Genomic DNA, 14,989 nt, shown 5'->3' on the forward strand with positions numbered 1-14,989 from the left:
GGGCGAGTCCTGATTGAACCCTGAACAGTCCGCGTGTCACTAGCGTGAACGCCGAAATGCCAACTAGGTTGGCGCCCATGGGAATCATTGGTTGGATTGTTCTGGGCCTCCTCGCTGGGGCCATCGCCAAGGCAATCATGCCGGGCACCCAGGGTGGCGGCTGGTTGGCCACTCTGCTCCTGGGTGTCGTGGGCGCGCTGCTCGGTGGGTTCATCGGGAGCGCCATCTTCGGCATCGGCCTGGACACGTTCTGGAGCTTCCAGACCTGGATCGTCGCCATCCTCGGCTCGCTGCTCGTGCTCGCGATCTGGGGCTTCGTCACCAAGAACCATCGCGCCTGAGGCACGACCGACAGACTGCAACGCCGAACCGGCGCGACCCGCAGGGGTCGCGCCGGTTCTGTCCGTGCAGCCTCAGACGAGCTTGCGGTCGGTCGCCCAGCGGGTCAGCTGGTGGCGGTTGGAGAGCTGGAGCTTGCGCAACACGCTGCTCACGTGCGTCTCCACCGTCTTGATCGAGATGAACAACTCCTTCGCCACCTCCTTGTACGCGTACCCGCGCGCGATGAGGCGCAGCACCTCGCGCTCGCGCTGGCTCAGCCGGTCGAGATCCTCGTCGATGGAGGCCACGTCGATCGCGCCGGAGAAGGCGTCCAGCACGAAGCCGGCCAGGCGCGGGCTGAACACGGCGTCCCCGTCGGCCACCCGGCCGATGGCCTCCACCAGTTCGGACGCCGAAATCGACTTCGTGACGTATCCCCTGGCCCCGGCGCGGATGACGCCGATGACGTCCTCGGCGGCGTCCGAGACGCTCACGGCGAGGAACTTCACGTCGGGCGACTTCTCGTGCACCTGTTTGATCACCTCGACGCCGCCGCCCCCGGGCAGGTGCACGTCGAGCAGGACGACCTCGGGTTGCGTGCGCAGCACCGCGGCGACCGCTGTGGGCACATCCTCCCCCTCGCCCACGATCGTCACGAACGGCCCGATGTCGTGCTTGACGCCGCTGCGGAACATCGCGTGGTCGTCCACGATCACGACACGTCGCTGGCTCGTCCGGCCTCCGGAGGCCTCGGGTGCGCCGTCACCGGTCACCGCCGGCTCGCTCGCTGCAGCCTGCTGGTCCTTGCTCATCGCCTCATCTCCAAACTCACCTCAGTGCCTCGTTCGGCGTCCGAACGGATGCGCGCCACCCCGTGGTGGCGGGTCATCCGCTCGAGGATGCTGCCACGGACGCCCATCCGGTCGTCGGCGACGGCGTCCGGGTCGAAGCCGCGCCCACGGTCGCGGATGAACACCTCGACCGTATCGTCTGCGACCTCAGCGTAGACGTCCACGTCCGGCGCGCCAGAGTGCTTGGCGGCATTGACCATGGCCTCGCGGGCAGCCTTGACGAGCTCGGCCAAGCCAGGGGTGAGCGGGGCGTCGCCGACGAGCACACACTCCACGGAGACGGGGAAGTCGTCCTCGACCGCCTGCGCAGCCTCGCGGAGGGCGTCCCCGAGCGTCTCGGCGTCGGCGGGGGCGCCGTAGAGCCACTGCCTCAGCTGCCGCTCCTGGCGGCGGGCGAGCCGGACCACGGCCCTCGGGTCGGAGGCTTGCCGTTGGATGAGCGCCAGCGTCTGCAGGACCGAGTCGTGCAGGTGGGCGGCCATGTCGGCGCGGGCGTCCGACAGCAGCTTGGCCTCACGCGCCCGCCCGAGGGCGCGCCGCACGCGCAATGCCCAGGGCGCGGCGACCAGGCCGAGCAGCACCACCACGCAGCCCACGATCGCCGTGAGTGCCCCCACGGTGCCGAGCTGCGGCATCGCGAAGGCGGCCGCCGCGACGGACAGACCGAGGAGAACCAGCCCGGAGGCGAGGGCCATCACCGACGACCAGTGGGCTGCGACGGGCGCCACCCAGCGGCCCCACCCATCGCTCTCGCCGCGCGTGGGGACGATCCGGTCGGCCTGGTACCAGATGAGCCCCAGCCCCGAAGCCGCCGCCAGCCCCGCGATCAGCCACCAGGCGGGCAACCCCCAGCCGATCTGCTGCACGAGCCACAGTAGACCGGCCGCGAGCAGGGCGAGCGCGATGCCTTGGCCGAGGTCGACGCCTCGCGGCACCGCAAGGGAGTCCACCGTGCGCATGCCACGGCGCGAGTGGGCGTCCAGGCCAGGGGCGTCGTGCGCCTCCTCGATCGGGGGCAGGGCGAGCCAGAAGAGAAGGTAGAGGCCGACCCCGACCAGCTTCCAGGCGGCGACCGTCACGAACAGTGCGCGCACGAGCACGGGGGCGAGCCCGAGATGCTCGGCCAGTCCGGCGCACACGCCGCCGAGCCACGCACGGTCGACCCGGCGCGCGAGCCGCCTCGGCTCGCCCGGTGCGGCGAGTTCGGCCTGGGTCATGGCTCCAGCCTAAGGCCCGGGCCGGACGGTTCAGGGACAGGCTTCGGGGTAACCCTGATGGGCAGGAGGGTCCCCGCCACCAGACTGGAGGACGTGTCAGACCTCCCTGCACTGCGACGCGATCCCGCCGAGGCCCAACTGGCCGGCGTCTGCGCCGCGTTGGCACGGGAGTGGCACGTCGAACCGTTCCTGGTCCGCGCCGGCATGGTGGTCGCGGCGATCGTCACGAACGGTGTCGCCCTTGCGGCCTACCTCATCGCCTGGGCCCTGATCCCACCCCGCGGCGAGCACGTCGAACCCATCCGCCGTCTGCTCCCCTTCACCCGCGACTGGTCGCGCGCGGCCCTCTACGCAGCTGTCATCACAACCATCGTCGTCGGCATTCTCGCCACGGGCGCGGGCCCGGCTGCTCTGTTCATCGCGGGCGTCGTGTGGCTCGTCCTGCGCTTCGGTGGCGGACGCCGTGGGCGTCCGGCCACCCCGGTGGCACCGCCGGCCGTGCCCGAGCCGCGCAGCGAGTTCGATCGACTGGCCGGCACCTGGCAGCAGCGCCTCGACAACGTGGACGCCGGCCGTCCCGCCGAATGGGACCCGCAAACGTTCTTCGCCCAGGCCGACCCGGTCGGCCTGTACGGGCCGGCTGCCCCGTACGGCCCGGCCCCGGCCGCTGCCGCTGCGCGACCGCCGGCGGCCCGCCGGCGTGGACGCCGCACCTGGTTCGGCGTCCTCACCGGCCTGGGCTTCGCGTGGGGCACCCTCGCCCTCGTCGCTCTGTTCGGGACGCCCGTGCCGTTGCTCGGTTGGGTCGCGGCGACGCTCGCTGTCTTGGGCACCGCCCTCGTTCTGGTGGCCCGCCCTGGTCGGGCCATCCACGGGCGGCCCCGCGGGCTCGTGCCGCTCACGATCCTCGCGGTAGCCACCACCGCGGCCCTCCTCGTGCCGCGCACCCTGGGCATTCCGGCGACGTTCGCGTTCGACGTGGACGCCGACCAGACCCCGGTGACCACTGTCACGGACCACACGAATCTGGGTGTCGGCGACCGGACGGTCGACCTGAGCGCCTACGCCGTCACCGAGGACCGGCAGGCTTCCTACACGCTCAGCGCGGGGACGCTCACGTTGGCCGTGCCCACCACCGGAAACGTCGTCGTGCGCTCGAGCGTCGACGTGGGCACCATCACCACACCGGAGCGGGAGGTCGACGGTCTCGACTCGACCGACGAGTGGAGGCGCGTCCTCGACCCCTCGGCGCCCACGCTGACGATTGTGCTGGACGTGAACGTCGGAGAGGTGGTGATCCGTTCGTGAAACCCGCAGCGGACGTGACCGCTCTCATCGTCGGCCTCATCGGTCTGACCACCGCCGCGCTCGGCCTGTGGGCCGCGTTCGGCACCGTCAACTGGGCGCTGGTCGCGACCGGTACCCCCTTCCTGCTCGTCGCCTGCGGCCTGCTCGGTCTCTTCGCGTCGCGCACCAAACCCTGAAACCCCGCAAGACCCACTCGAAAGGAAACCCACCATGGCCACTCTCACTCGAAGCCGCTCCGACAAGTTCCTCGCCGGCGTGTGCGGCGGGCTCGCGAAGCAGTTCGGCATCGACGCGAACCTCGTCCGCATCCTGTTCGTCCTCGCCGCAATCTTTCTTCAGTTCGGCTGGGTCATCTACCTGATCCTCTGGCTGGTCCTCCCCTACGAGGACGGCGGCGAGACCGGCTTCGATACGGTCAAGCGTCAGTTCGGATCCAACGGGCCCTCCGCCGGCTGATCCGGTGCCCCAACGGCCCCCGCTTCCGGGCGGGGGCCGTTGGCGTGTCTACGGCGCGCATCGCCGGGGGTCAGGCGGTGGGCGGGGCTGAGCGCCGTCCCGATTGGACGCCCGCCAATCCCCAGCGGACCGTCGCCGTGCCCACCCTGCCGAGCCCACGCCCCAGCCACAGCGGCAGGCTTGCACCGAGCAGATCGCGTGCCCACGGGGGCAGGAGGGCGACACCGCCTGCGGCCAGCATCCAGTAGCCGGGCTTCGCGAGGCCGGGCAGCGGCGGCGTCCGGAGAAGAAAGTCGACGGTTTCGGACGCCGCCGGCGTCAGCTCCAACTCGGGCCGGTAGGCGGCCAGCACGGCGTCCAACGCCACCACTGAGGTCGGCGGGTCGAGCACTCCGAGCAGGCGGGCGGGCACGGCCGTCTGGGCGACGTAGATGTCGGCGTCGGTCTCCGACAGGGGCGCCGGGCCGAACGCCTTGTAGGCCGCGAGGAAACTCGAGATCTCGGCGGCGTGGATCCAGGCGAGCAGATGCGGGTCGCTGGCGCGGTAGGGGCGCCCGCGGTCGTCCTTGCCGCGGACGCGCTCGTGCACGGCGCGCACGTGCGCGATGACCGCCGTCGCGTCGGGGATGGTGGCGTAGGTGGTCATGGCGATGTAGTTGCTCGTGCGCTGGAGCCGGCCCCACGGGTCGCCCTTGTAGCCCGAGTGCCCGGCCACCCCCGCCATCGCGAGCGGGTGCAGCGACTGCAGCAGCAGGGCCGCGACCCCACCGGGGAACATGGCCGCGTCCTCGTGCACGCGCCAGATGGGGTCGCCCGGCGCGAACCAGCGCTCCCCCGGCTTGCCCCAGATCTGCGGGCCGCGTTCGCCGGCGTCCGAGCCCGCGACGCGGTCGCGCAGGGTCTCGCCCAGCTTGCGCTGGACGGGCCGGAGCACGCCGCTCACTCCCACTCGATCGTTCCCGGCGGCTTGGAGGTGACGTCGACGACGACCCGGTTGATCTCGCGGACCTCGTTCGTGATGCGCGTGCTGATCTTCTCCATCAGCTCGTACGGCAGGCGGGCCCAGTCGGCGGTCATGGCGTCCTCGCTGGTCACGGGGCGCAGCACGACCGGATGCCCGTAGGTGCGGCCGTCACCCTGGACGCCGACGCTGCGGACATCGGCGAGCAGCACGACCGGGAACTGCCAGACCTCCCGGTCGAGGCCGGCCTTGGTGAGCTCTTCGCGGGCGATGGCGTCGGCGTCCCGGAGGATGTCGAGACGTTCACGGGTGACCTCGCCGATGATGCGGATGCCGAGCCCGGGCCCGGGGAACGGCTGGCGCCACACCATCTCGTCGGGCAGGCCGAGCTCGGTGCCGACCGCGCGCACCTCGTCCTTGAACAGGGTGCGCAGGGGCTCGATGAGGGTGAACTGGAGGTCGTCGGGCAGCCCGCCGACGTTGTGGTGGGACTTGATGTTGGCCGCACCCTCGCCGCCGCCGGATTCGACGACGTCGGGGTACAGCGTGCCCTGGACGAGGAACTCGATGTCGTTGGCGGCGTCGATCTGGCGCACCGTGTTCTCGAAGACGCGGATGAACTCGCGGCCGATGATCTTGCGCTTCGTCTCGGGCTCGCTGACGCCGGCCAGTGCGGTCAGGAACTGCTCTTCGGCCTCGGCGACGACGAGGTTGATGCCGGTGATACGGACGAAGTCCTCACGGACCTGCTCGCGTTCCCCCTTGCGCAGCAGCCCGTGGTCGACGAACGCGCAGGTGAGCTGGTCGCCGATGGCCTTGTGGACGAGCGCGGCGGCGACCGCCGAGTCCACGCCCCCCGACAGCGCGCAGAGCACCTGGGCCTCGCCCACCTGCTCGCGGATGAGGGCCACCTGCTCGTCGACGATGCTCGCGGGCGTCCAGTCGGGCGCGAGGCCCGCGATGTCGTAGAGGAACTGGGCGAGCACCTGCTGGCCGTGCTCGGAGTGCATCACCTCCGGGTGCCACTGGACGCCGGCGAGGCGGCGCTCGGCGTCCTCGAAGGCGGCGACCGGGGCGCCCGCGGTGTGGGCGAGTTGGGTGAAGCCCTCGGGGGCGGTCTGGACGGAGTCGCCGTGGCTCATCCACGTGGAGAAGCCGTCGGGCAGGTTGTCGAGCAGGACGCCGCGGGCATCGAGCAGCGTCGGCGTCCGGCCGAACTCGGACAGTCCCGTGCGGGCGACCTCGCCGCCGAGGGCCGCGGCCATCGCCTGGAAGCCGTAGCAGATGCCGAACGCGGGCACGCCCTGGGCGAACAGCGCCGGGTCGACCTGCGGGGCGCCCGGTTCGTAGACCGACTTGGGGCCGCCGGAGAGGATGATGGCCGCCGGGTCCTTGTCCATGATCGCCTCGACCGACGCCGTGTGCGGCATGATCTCGCTGAACACCTTCGCCTCGCGCACCCGGCGCGCGATGAGCTGGGCGTATTGCGCGCCGAAGTCGATGACGATGACGGGGCGATGGGTCTGGGAGGCCATGGGGGGATTCTAGGTCCCGCCACGGGCACGGCGAGGGCTGCCTGCTCCCGAGGGTCGTCGGGGGATCCAGGCGGCGTTCACGCACCGCGGAGCAAGCGTGGTGGGCGGGGCTACCTGGGCCGAAAGTGCCGCTCGCGATAGTACGAAAGTCCCATGGCTTGAATCGCGAGCGCGGGTCTATTGTGCGACCAACCGCGTGTCAGGGACATGCCTTGAACGCCGGCTAGAGAGAGATGCATCGTCCAACCCTCTACGCTGCACCGACGCTCACCACCAGCGGCGCCTTGGTTCTCACCGCGATTCCTGCTCACACCGACACGCGCGACGGTTCCCGAACCTGCAGTTCCGGATAGGCGGCCACCGTCCGCTCCACCTCCGAGTCCGCGGTGAGGCACACCCACACGCACGTCGCCTCTGGCGGATCGCGAACCTACACGAGTGGCTACACCACCGTGTACTCCAGCTCCGCCCAGTACCGGGCAGAGACGTGGACGGCCTCCAGCCCGAACACGCTGAGTGGGGCGTCCAGCTCCTGCCTCCCGTCGGTCCAGTGACCGTCACGACAACCGGCCGGGCCCGGGCAGTGCTCCGTTCATCCGTGGCACTGCTCGGCCTGGCGATCACGCTGGCCGGCTGCTCGGCCCCCACAGCGCCCAGCCCGATCGAGAGCGGCCCCCCTCGCCGGTCGTTTCCGCTACCTCGGCAGCCTCTCCCACCTCAGCAGCGTCCTCCACCCCTCCAGAGTGGCAGCGCATGGAGGCTGATTCCTGGGGCATCACCGACCCGCCGCCCGTAGCCGCCACGCAGGTGGTGAGGCCCGAGGACCAGTGCCCCCTCGTGGTGGACTGCATCGAGCAGTTGGGCTTCAAGCCCAGCGGTTGTCGCGGCTGGGAGGGTGGCGTCGGCATCAGCTACCGCAACGAGCAGATGGACGCGGCGATGTTGGTCGCTTACACGTGCTCGGCCCAGTACCCGCCGCCGCCCGAGTTCTACCGGCCGTACTCCCACGAGATCATCCAACGGATCTACCAGTGGATCCGGGAGAAGCAACTCCCGTGCCTCGTGTGCCCGCTGAACGTGCCACCTGACGTGATCCTGCCGACGTGACCGGACCACTCCGGCGCGCCCTGACCGCCACCACCGGACTGCTGGTGGCGGCGGTGCTCCTCGCCCTTGCCTTCTGGGCCGGGCGGGTCACCCTGCCGGCCACCCCCGCGGACTCGGTGATTCGATGAACATCGGAAAGTCGCTCAGCGGCGACGAGGGGACGCGGGGCTCGCTCCGGCGGGCGAGCTCGAGTTCTGGCTGCTGCTGAGCGCCGAACAGACCTCGATGATCCCGCGCGACGCCGACGTGCCAACAAGCCCTCGGCATGGACGCCCCCTTCGGGGCCGTGAGCCGTGTCACGACGAAGGGGCTGACCGAGTGGCCGGTCGTCGGGCAGTACCGCGCACGCGACCCGTTCGGCGATCTCTCTGCCGGGGTCGTCATCGCCGGCTCCCCCGACCTGGTGGCATCCAACCTCCGCATCGTCGTCACCACCCCGGACGCCGTTGCCACGGCGATGGCCGCCGTCGTCCCGCTCATCGATGCACCGCAGGCATCCGACCTCAACGTCACAGCGCCCCTGAGCCTCGCCGAACTCCGTAGCGGGGTCTCGTCGGACCTGGGTGCGTTCGCCCGGACCCTGTTGTGGTCGGTGCTGGGTCTCGGAGCGCTTCTCGTCGCCGTGGTCACCTTGGCGGACGTCCTGGTCCGCCGCACGGACCTCGGCCGCCGCCGCGCCCTGGGCGCCACCCGGGCGACCATCGTGGCACTGGTCGTCTTCTGGGCGGGGTTCGCGGCGACCGCGGGCGTGCTCGTCGGCACGGCGACAGGGCTGGTGATCGGTGGGCAGCTCGGCGTGGCGGTCCCCGCGGATTTCGGGGTGGGTGTGGCGGTCCTCGCCTTGATGACGTCGGTGACGGCGGCGGTGCCTCCGGCGTTCTTTGCCGCCACCCGCGACCCGGCCCGGGAGCTGCGGACGCTTTAGTGGGCAGCCTCCGCCGCGTGATTCCGACTCAGCCGCCTGAGGTTGCCCCGAGGAGGACAATGGATCCATCCCCAAGGACGAGGAAGGACAGGTTCCATGAGTGGACGACTCCAGGACAAGATCGCCCTCGTCACCGGCGCCGGCCAGGGCATCGGTGAGGCGATCGCCACCAAGTTCGCTGCCGAGGGGGCGCGCGTCATCGTGGCCGACGTGAGCGGTCGTCAGGACGACGTGGCGGCCACCATCGGCGGCATCCCCTACCACCTCGACGTCGGAGACGACGCAGCCATCGACGCCCTCGAGGAGCACCTGCGTGCGGAGTACGGCGGGATCGATGTGCTCGCCAACAACGTGGGCGTGAACGGCGCTGCGGCGCTGTGCCACGAGTACCCGATGGAAGACTTCGACCGCGTGTTGCGCATCAACGTGCGCCAGTCGTTCCGCGTGATGCAGCTCGGGCTACGGCTCATGCTGGAGCGTGGCGGCGGCTCGATCGTCAACACCGCCTCCATCGGCGGCCTGCTCGCCACACCGACGGCCGTGGCGTACATCACCTCCAAGGGCGCCATCGTGATGATGACGAAGACGGCCGCGCTCGAGTACGCGCAGAAGAACATCCGCGTGAACGCGATCGGACCCGGCATCACCCGGACGCCGTGGCTCGACAAGCTGGATGCCGCCCTCATCGACACCCTCGCCGCCCAGGTTCCCCAGGGCCGGCTCGGCGAGCCCGCGGAGATGGCGAACGTGGCGGCGTTCCTGGCGAGCGACGAGGCGTCGCACGTGTCGGGCCAACTGTGGGTGATCGACGGGGCAAGGTCTGCTGGCTGACTCGAATCGAGCAACCAGATGGGATTGACTTGATCAAATCAATCCACAAAAGTTGATATGTGTTTGCGTTGACGATCGATCAGCACCGCTCGCGGAGCGGTCGCGATCTGGTACCGGAGCTGCTGGCCGCCCTGAGCGGCGTCCGCACCGTGCTGCCGTTCGAGCGGACGGTCGGCGACGAGGTGCAGGGTCTCCCCGCCGACGCCGCCACCACCGTCGAGGCGCTGCTCATCGTGCTGCGGGACGGACACTGGCAGGCCGGGCTGGGGATCGGGCCGCTCGAGCGTCCCCTGCCCGCCTCCGTGCGGGCGGCGCGCGGGCCGGCGTTGCTGGACGCCCGGGCGGCCGTCGAGCGCGCCAAGGGGGCCGGCCCGGTCCACGTGTGTGTCACGTCGGCGTCCGCACCGGTGGCAGCAGCCCAGGCGGAGGCGCTCATCGGGCTGATCGGGACACTCGTGCTGCGGCGGACCGACGCGCAGTGGGCCGTCGTCGACGCGGTGGACGCCGCCCCCACCCAGCGCGCCGCCGCGGAGGCGCTGGGCGTGAGCCCGCAGAACGTGTCCCAGACCCTGGCGGCGTCCGCGATCGCGGTGGAGCGGGCGGGTTACCCTGTGCTCGTCCGACTGCTCGAGGAGGCCGACGCGTGAACCCGTGGCTGCAGGCGGCGATCGTCGTGGGTGCCCTGCTGACGTCGGTGTTCGCGGGCTGGGGGCTGAGCGTCGGCGTCCTGCGCCTGGCGAAGGTGCCCGACGTGATCCTGCCCACGCTGGAGCGCGACGCCTCCGGGCGGATGGTGCCCATCCTGGCGCCCAAGACGGCGCCCTCGCGGCCGCTGCTGCGCGGGGGCCTCTGGGTGGGCATCCTCGAACGCCTCGCCATCACCGGCGCGATCATCGCCGGACGCCCTGAACTGATCGCCCTTGTCGTCGCGGTGAAGGGCCTCGGCCGCTACCCCGAACTCCAACAGGCGGGAGGGGCGTCCGAGCGGTTCATCGTGGGCACGCTCGCCTCCTTCATCGTCGCTGTCGCGGTCGGCCTGGGCGCGGTCGCGCTGTTGGCCTGACGAACGTCGGCAACCATCACTCCTCTCTCACCGCTCGCCCCTCCCTCCAACCCGTGCGACGGTTGGGGCTCACGGTTGGGGCGCTACAGCGCCCACTTCGTGAGCCCCAACCGTCACACGGGGGTGTCCCCAACCGTCACACGGGGGTGTTGGACGCCGGCCCGTCCACAACCTGCCGTGCCAGCATGGGGGCATGACCAGCCCGACCCCTCCCAACCCCCCGAGCGGCCTGGCCAGCCCATGGGTGCGCCGCATCGTCGTCGCCCTGGTAGCGATCGCGGTGCTGGCCCACCTCGGCGTCGTCCTGATGACCAGCGGGACAGCTTCGGCGTCCCTGCCGGCCCGGCTGGCCGAGTTCGGTGTCCTGTGGGCGCTGGGTGTCGCCCCGTTCGCGGTGGCGGCCATCGTACTGTTGTGGGTCGGCACGCTGTGGAGCCGCGGGCAGAGGGTCGCGGGCACGCTGCTCTTCGTGGTGCTGTGCGCCTTCGTCGTGTTCGGCGCCCTCACGGGAGCCAATCACGCGGTGCTGCTCCTCGCTTGCGTCGCCGTCGCTCTCGCCGTCGGGACGTGGTTGGCGGTCCCCGTCCGGGATGGGGGCGAGGGCGGGATCGACGCCATGATGCAAGACTGATTGACAAGTCAATGGGAATACCCGGCCCGCCCCAGTAAGTTGAGGCCCCATGAACGTCTTCGAAAACGTCACCGACCTCATCGGCCGCACCCCACTCGTCAAGATCAACAAGCTCTTCGGAGACTCCAAGGCGACGGTGCTCGCCAAGCTGGAGTTCTACAACCCCGCCAACTCCGTCAAGGACCGCATCGGCGTCGCCATCGTGGACGCCGCGGAGGCCTCCGGCGAGCTCAAGCCCGGCGGCACGATCGTGGAGGGGACGTCGGGCAACACCGGCATCGCGCTCGCCATGGTCGGCGCGGCGCGCGGCTACCAGGTCGTCCTGACCATGCCGGAGTCCATGTCCAAGGAGCGCCGCGCCCTCCTGCGCGCGTTCGGCGCCGAACTCGTGCTCACGCCGGCGTCCGAAGGGATGCGCGGTGCGGTCAACAAGGCCAACGAGATCGCCGCCGAGCGCGGCGGGATCCTGGCCCGCCAGTTCGAGAACCAGGCCAACGTCGACATCCACCGCAAGACGACCGCCGAGGAAATCTGGAACGACACCGACGGCACCGTCGATCTCGTCGTCGCCGGCGTCGGCACGGGCGGCACGATCTCCGGCGTCGGCCAGGTGCTCAAGGAGCGCAAGGCGGGCGTCCAGATGGTCGCCGTCGAGCCCGAGGAGTCCCAGGTGATCGCCGGCAACAGCCCGGCGCCGCACAAGATCCAGGGCATCGGCGCGAACTTCGTGCCCGCCATCCTCGACCGCGACATCATCGACGAGGTCGTCCCCGTCAACTCCGAGGACGCCGTGGCCATGGCCCGCCGCGCAGCCAAGGAGGAGGGCCTGCTCGTCGGCATCAGCTCCGGCGCCGCGCTCACCGCAGCCGGGCGCCTCGCCGCGCGCGAGGAGAACGCCGGCAAGACCATCGTCGTCATCATCCCGAGCTTCGGCGAGCGCTACCTCAGCTCGGTGCTCTACTCCGACCTGATGGACTGACCCTGAACACCGCAGCCGGGGCCACCGGTTCCGCCCCCACCCCGGGCGCGCAACCGGTGGCCCCGCTGTCGTTCACCCCGTCGGGTCGCGGCACGCTCGGCCTCGAGTGGGAGCTCTTCGTCACCGACGCCGCCACCGGCGGGCTCGCGCCGCGGGCGTCCGATTTGTTGGACGCCGTCGGTGCGGTCCCCGACGGCCCGATCGTCGGGGAGTACCTGACGACCATGGTCGAGCTCGTCTCCGGCGTGCACGCCACGGTTGAAGACGCCGTCGGGGAGCTGGCCGGACACCTGCGCCGGCTGAGCGAGGCCGCGCACGCGCGCGGTCTCGCCGTCCTCGCCGCTGGCACTCACCCGTTCGCGACGGCGTCCGATGCACCCGTGAAACGGAGCGAGCAGTACGACGTCGTCGCCGAGCGGAACGCCTGGTGGGGCCGCCAGATGCTCATCTGCGGGGTCCACGTGCACGTCGGGGTCCCGGATCGCGACTGGGCGCTGCCCCTCACCCATTTCCTGGCCGAGCGGGCGCCGATCCTGCTGGCGCTGAGCGCGTCCAGCCCGTTCTTCGCCGGAGAAGACACCGGTTTCGCTTCGCAGCGCACGATGCTCTTCCAGCAACTCCCGACCAACGGGCTGCCGCCGGCCGTCCACGACTGGCCCGCCTTCGAGCGGTACGCCGCCGACCTGCAGCGCGCCGGCATGGTGCGGCGGGCCACCGAGATCCGCTGGGACGTGCGCCCGGCTCCCCGGTTCGGCACGGTCGAGGTGCGGGTCGCCGACGCGACCCCGACCCTCGACGAGCTGGCCTGCGTGGGCGCCTGGGCGCAGTGCCTCACCGAGTGGTTCTACCGCCAGCTCGACGCGGGCGCCCGGACCGAGCCGCTCGCACCCTGGTTCGTCCGCGAGAACAAGTGGCGCGCAGCCCGCTACGGCCTCGACGCCGCCGTGATCCCGGCCGGGCCCGGCGCGCCGGTGGCGCTGCGGGACGAGATCGGGCGGTGGCTCGGCGACCTCGCCCCCGTTGCCGCCGAACTCGGCTGCACGGACGCCCTCGCCGTCACCACCCGTCTGCTGGCCTCCGGGACGAGCGCCGAGCGGCAGCGGGCACGGGCGGCGTCCGGGGCCGACCTCGCCACCCTCACGCGTGCGCTCGTCGCCGAGACCGCGGCGTCGTTGCGCACCCACTTCCCGGCCGCGCTCCGCACCGGCGACCCGGCGGGAGCGCTCGACGCTTCTCGGTGATCACCGCGGCTGGCGGCGGCCGCTTTCACCGCGGCCGAACACCGCGTGCCGGTCAGGCGTGAACGTAGATCTTGGCTGCGTGGAGGAGCATCGCCAGGGCCACCCACGCGCTCGTGAACACGAGGGCGAAACCCACCTGGGGGCCGCCGAGGAAGGCCAGGCGCTCCGCCCACTGCTGCGCGTAGGGAACCTCTCCGCCGTGACGCTGGAGCAGGGCGGCGGTCAGGCGCGAGCCGAAGTACACGAGGAGTGACTGGCGGCCCACCCCCTGCAGCGGCCAGACCAGCGCCGAGCGGATCCGGCCCACTGCGGCGTTGCGCACCGGGCGGTCGATCACGATGTAGGCGATGGCGAAGAGCAGAACCGCCAGCGAGGCCGCCATCAGCGCGAAGGGCGGGGTCCACAGCCGCTTGAACGGCTCCAGCACCTGGGTCAGGGCGGCTCCGACCACCGCGAGCGCGAGCGTCCAGGCGAGCAGCCGGCCCAAGCCCCAGGACCAGCCGTGCTCGCGGGCGTCCAAGGCCAGATGGCCGGCCGTCGTCCCGGCCGACGCGGTCGTGAGGACGCCGAGCAGAGCCACCACGCCCTCCGGATCGTGGCCCCGGGTCCCACCCGAGTACATGTGCGGCCCGAACAGCCAGGAATCCAGGGCCAACGACGGATTGCACTCCGGGGTCAAGGCGGCGCCGGGGCAGCTGCGGGCGTATCCCAACAGCACCACGGTGTACACCAGCCCGAGCAGCAGCGTGATGACAGCCCACGCTCCCGACGTCTTGAAGCGAACATGGAGGAGCGCCGAGACCAGCACCAGCACCGCGTACGCCTGGAGGGTTCCCGTGTAGCGGAGGGTCGCCGGGTCGAAGACACCCGCCATCAGCGCGTTGTAGACCAGTCCGACCACCAGAAGCACCACCACCCGGCGGGCGGTGACCGCAACGCTGACCGACCGGCGATAGGCGAAGGCGAGTCCAATGCCCGACAGGGTGACGAACAGCGGGAAGATGAAGTCGTAGACGGTCAGACCGAGCCAGCGGGCGTGATTGAGCCACTCCGGACGATCCAGCACCACGCCCGCGAAGCCGGTCGACACGATCATGAACGAGCCCCGGGCAACATCAAGGGAGCCGACCCGCCCGACGAGGGGTGGTGTCTTCTCCCGGAGCGGTCGGCTGACGGTTCGTGTTGCGTCCAGAGCAGGCACCCGGACAGGATAGGTTAGCTGTCCGGCCGGGACGTCGCGACGCCCGGAAGCGGGTCACAGGACGCGCCGCCGGTGCCCGACCCTAGGAGCCGCATGAAGCCTTTCCTGCACCTGTCGATCCGCGACCACGACGAGGCGGCGCTCGCCGAGTTCGACTCGCTGTGCGAATTCACGGGACTCGAACCGGGCCAGATCGTGCAGTTGCGCGTCGAACAGGCACCCCTGCCGGTGATCCACGCGGACGACTACGCGGGCATCATCATCGGCGGCGGCCAGTTCAACGCGTCGGACGAGGAGAAGTCTGCGCTCCAACAACGCGTCGAGGCCGATCTCGGCCACATCGTCGACGAGGCGCTCGCCCA

18 protein-coding genes and 1 pseudogene are annotated in these 14,989 nt (G+C 71.0%); 14 read left to right on the top strand and 5 right to left on the bottom strand.

The genetic code is table 11. The features are described from left to right. Positions 1-77: 77 nt before the first annotated feature. Positions 78-341, top strand: a complete 264-nt coding sequence (locus tag Q1K57_RS07590; protein ID WP_300080551.1) for a GlsB/YeaQ/YmgE family stress response membrane protein — start codon at positions 78-80, stop codon at positions 339-341. A gap of 72 nt (positions 342-413) precedes the next feature. Here Q1K57_RS07590 and Q1K57_RS07595 read toward each other — a convergent pair whose 3' ends face one another. Both Q1K57_RS07595 and Q1K57_RS07600 read right to left on the bottom strand, forming a co-directional pair. Then, the gene (locus Q1K57_RS07595) at positions 414-1,133 is read right to left on the bottom strand and encodes a response regulator transcription factor (RefSeq protein WP_300080552.1); all 720 of its coding nucleotides are present in this window, start codon (positions 1,131-1,133) and stop codon (positions 414-416) included. Continuing rightward, positions 1,130-2,389 (bottom strand): ATP-binding protein, encoded by a 1,260-nt coding sequence (locus Q1K57_RS07600; RefSeq protein ID WP_300080554.1) that lies wholly within the window; start codon positions 2,387-2,389, stop codon positions 1,130-1,132. The genes Q1K57_RS07595 and Q1K57_RS07600 overlap by 4 nt, the downstream gene beginning before the upstream one ends. A 93-nt stretch (positions 2,390-2,482) precedes the next feature. Between Q1K57_RS07600 and Q1K57_RS07605 the strand changes: the two genes are divergently transcribed. Genes Q1K57_RS07605 through Q1K57_RS07615 form a run of 3 tightly spaced genes read left to right on the top strand, consistent with a single transcriptional unit; the run spans position 2,483 to position 4,153 of the window. Further along, positions 2,483-3,697: a PspC domain-containing protein gene (locus Q1K57_RS07605; protein WP_300080556.1), complete on the top strand. Its 1,215-nt coding sequence runs from the start codon at positions 2,483-2,485 to the stop codon at positions 3,695-3,697. Further along, complete coding sequence (locus tag Q1K57_RS07610; protein ID WP_300080558.1) at positions 3,694-3,873, top strand: hypothetical protein; 180 nt, start codon at positions 3,694-3,696, stop codon at positions 3,871-3,873. Before Q1K57_RS07605 ends, Q1K57_RS07610 begins: the two co-directional genes overlap by 4 nt. Positions 3,874-3,907: 34 nt before the next feature. Continuing rightward, positions 3,908-4,153, top strand: coding sequence for a PspC domain-containing protein (locus tag Q1K57_RS07615; protein WP_300080560.1), 246 nt, complete (start codon positions 3,908-3,910; stop codon positions 4,151-4,153). Between the two features lie 70 nt (positions 4,154-4,223). Here Q1K57_RS07615 and Q1K57_RS07620 read toward each other — a convergent pair whose 3' ends face one another. Continuing rightward, a complete protein-coding gene (locus tag Q1K57_RS07620; protein ID WP_300080561.1) occupies positions 4,224-5,096 on the bottom strand; it encodes an oxygenase MpaB family protein in 873 nt (290 codons plus the stop codon). Beyond that, positions 5,093-6,649, bottom strand: coding sequence for a glutamine-hydrolyzing GMP synthase (gene guaA / locus Q1K57_RS07625; RefSeq protein ID WP_300080563.1), 1,557 nt, complete (start codon positions 6,647-6,649; stop codon positions 5,093-5,095). Before guaA ends, Q1K57_RS07620 begins: the two co-directional genes overlap by 4 nt. 753 nt (positions 6,650-7,402) lie before the next feature. On the opposite strand from guaA, the gene Q1K57_RS07630 reads away from it, so the two are divergent. From Q1K57_RS07630 to Q1K57_RS07670, 9 genes are all read left to right on the top strand, one after another. Next, entirely contained in the window at positions 7,403-7,756 is a 354-nt protein-coding gene (locus tag Q1K57_RS07630; RefSeq protein WP_300080565.1) for a hypothetical protein, read from the top strand. Next, on the top strand, positions 7,753-7,884 hold the full coding sequence (locus Q1K57_RS07635) for a hypothetical protein (RefSeq protein WP_300080567.1): 132 nt from the start codon (positions 7,753-7,755) through the stop codon (positions 7,882-7,884). Before Q1K57_RS07630 ends, Q1K57_RS07635 begins: the two co-directional genes overlap by 4 nt. A gap of 137 nt (positions 7,885-8,021) precedes the next feature. After that, positions 8,022-8,681, top strand: a complete 660-nt coding sequence (locus Q1K57_RS07640; protein WP_300080569.1) for an FtsX-like permease family protein — start codon at positions 8,022-8,024, stop codon at positions 8,679-8,681. 96 nt (positions 8,682-8,777) lie between these two features. After that, positions 8,778-9,512 (top strand): SDR family NAD(P)-dependent oxidoreductase, encoded by a 735-nt coding sequence (locus Q1K57_RS07645; protein ID WP_300080571.1) that lies wholly within the window; start codon positions 8,778-8,780, stop codon positions 9,510-9,512. Between the two features lie 68 nt (positions 9,513-9,580). Next, positions 9,581-10,159, top strand: coding sequence for a hypothetical protein (locus Q1K57_RS07650; RefSeq protein ID WP_300080573.1), 579 nt, complete (start codon positions 9,581-9,583; stop codon positions 10,157-10,159). Then, positions 10,156-10,575, top strand: coding sequence for a hypothetical protein (locus tag Q1K57_RS07655; protein ID WP_300080575.1), 420 nt, complete (start codon positions 10,156-10,158; stop codon positions 10,573-10,575). The genes Q1K57_RS07650 and Q1K57_RS07655 overlap by 4 nt, the downstream gene beginning before the upstream one ends. 193 nt (positions 10,576-10,768) lie before the next feature. Beyond that, positions 10,769-11,206, top strand: a complete 438-nt coding sequence (locus Q1K57_RS07660) for a hypothetical protein (RefSeq protein WP_300080577.1) — start codon at positions 10,769-10,771, stop codon at positions 11,204-11,206. Positions 11,207-11,255: 49 nt separating this feature from the next. Next, positions 11,256-12,185, top strand: coding sequence for a cysteine synthase A (gene cysK, locus Q1K57_RS07665; RefSeq protein WP_300080579.1), 930 nt, complete (start codon positions 11,256-11,258; stop codon positions 12,183-12,185). A gap of 56 nt (positions 12,186-12,241) precedes the next feature. Beyond that, positions 12,242-13,426 carry a YbdK family carboxylate-amine ligase gene (locus Q1K57_RS07670; protein ID WP_300080581.1) on the top strand — a complete coding sequence of 395 codons (1,185 nt, stop codon included), beginning with the start codon at positions 12,242-12,244 and terminating at the stop codon, positions 13,424-13,426. Between the two features lie 52 nt (positions 13,427-13,478). On the opposite strand, the gene Q1K57_RS07675 is transcribed toward Q1K57_RS07670, so the two are convergent. Then, a complete protein-coding gene (locus Q1K57_RS07675; protein WP_300080583.1) occupies positions 13,479-14,627 on the bottom strand; it encodes a heparan-alpha-glucosaminide N-acetyltransferase domain-containing protein in 1,149 nt (382 codons plus the stop codon). A 93-nt stretch (positions 14,628-14,720) separates the two neighbouring features. Between Q1K57_RS07675 and Q1K57_RS07680 the strand changes: the two are divergent. Beyond that, positions 14,721-14,989: pseudogene (locus Q1K57_RS07680) on the top strand (glutamine amidotransferase); the annotation flags it as partial.

The sequence above is a fragment of the Propioniciclava sp. genome (assembly GCF_029977985.1).
Classification (GTDB): domain Bacteria; phylum Actinomycetota; class Actinomycetes; order Propionibacteriales; family Propionibacteriaceae; genus Propioniciclava.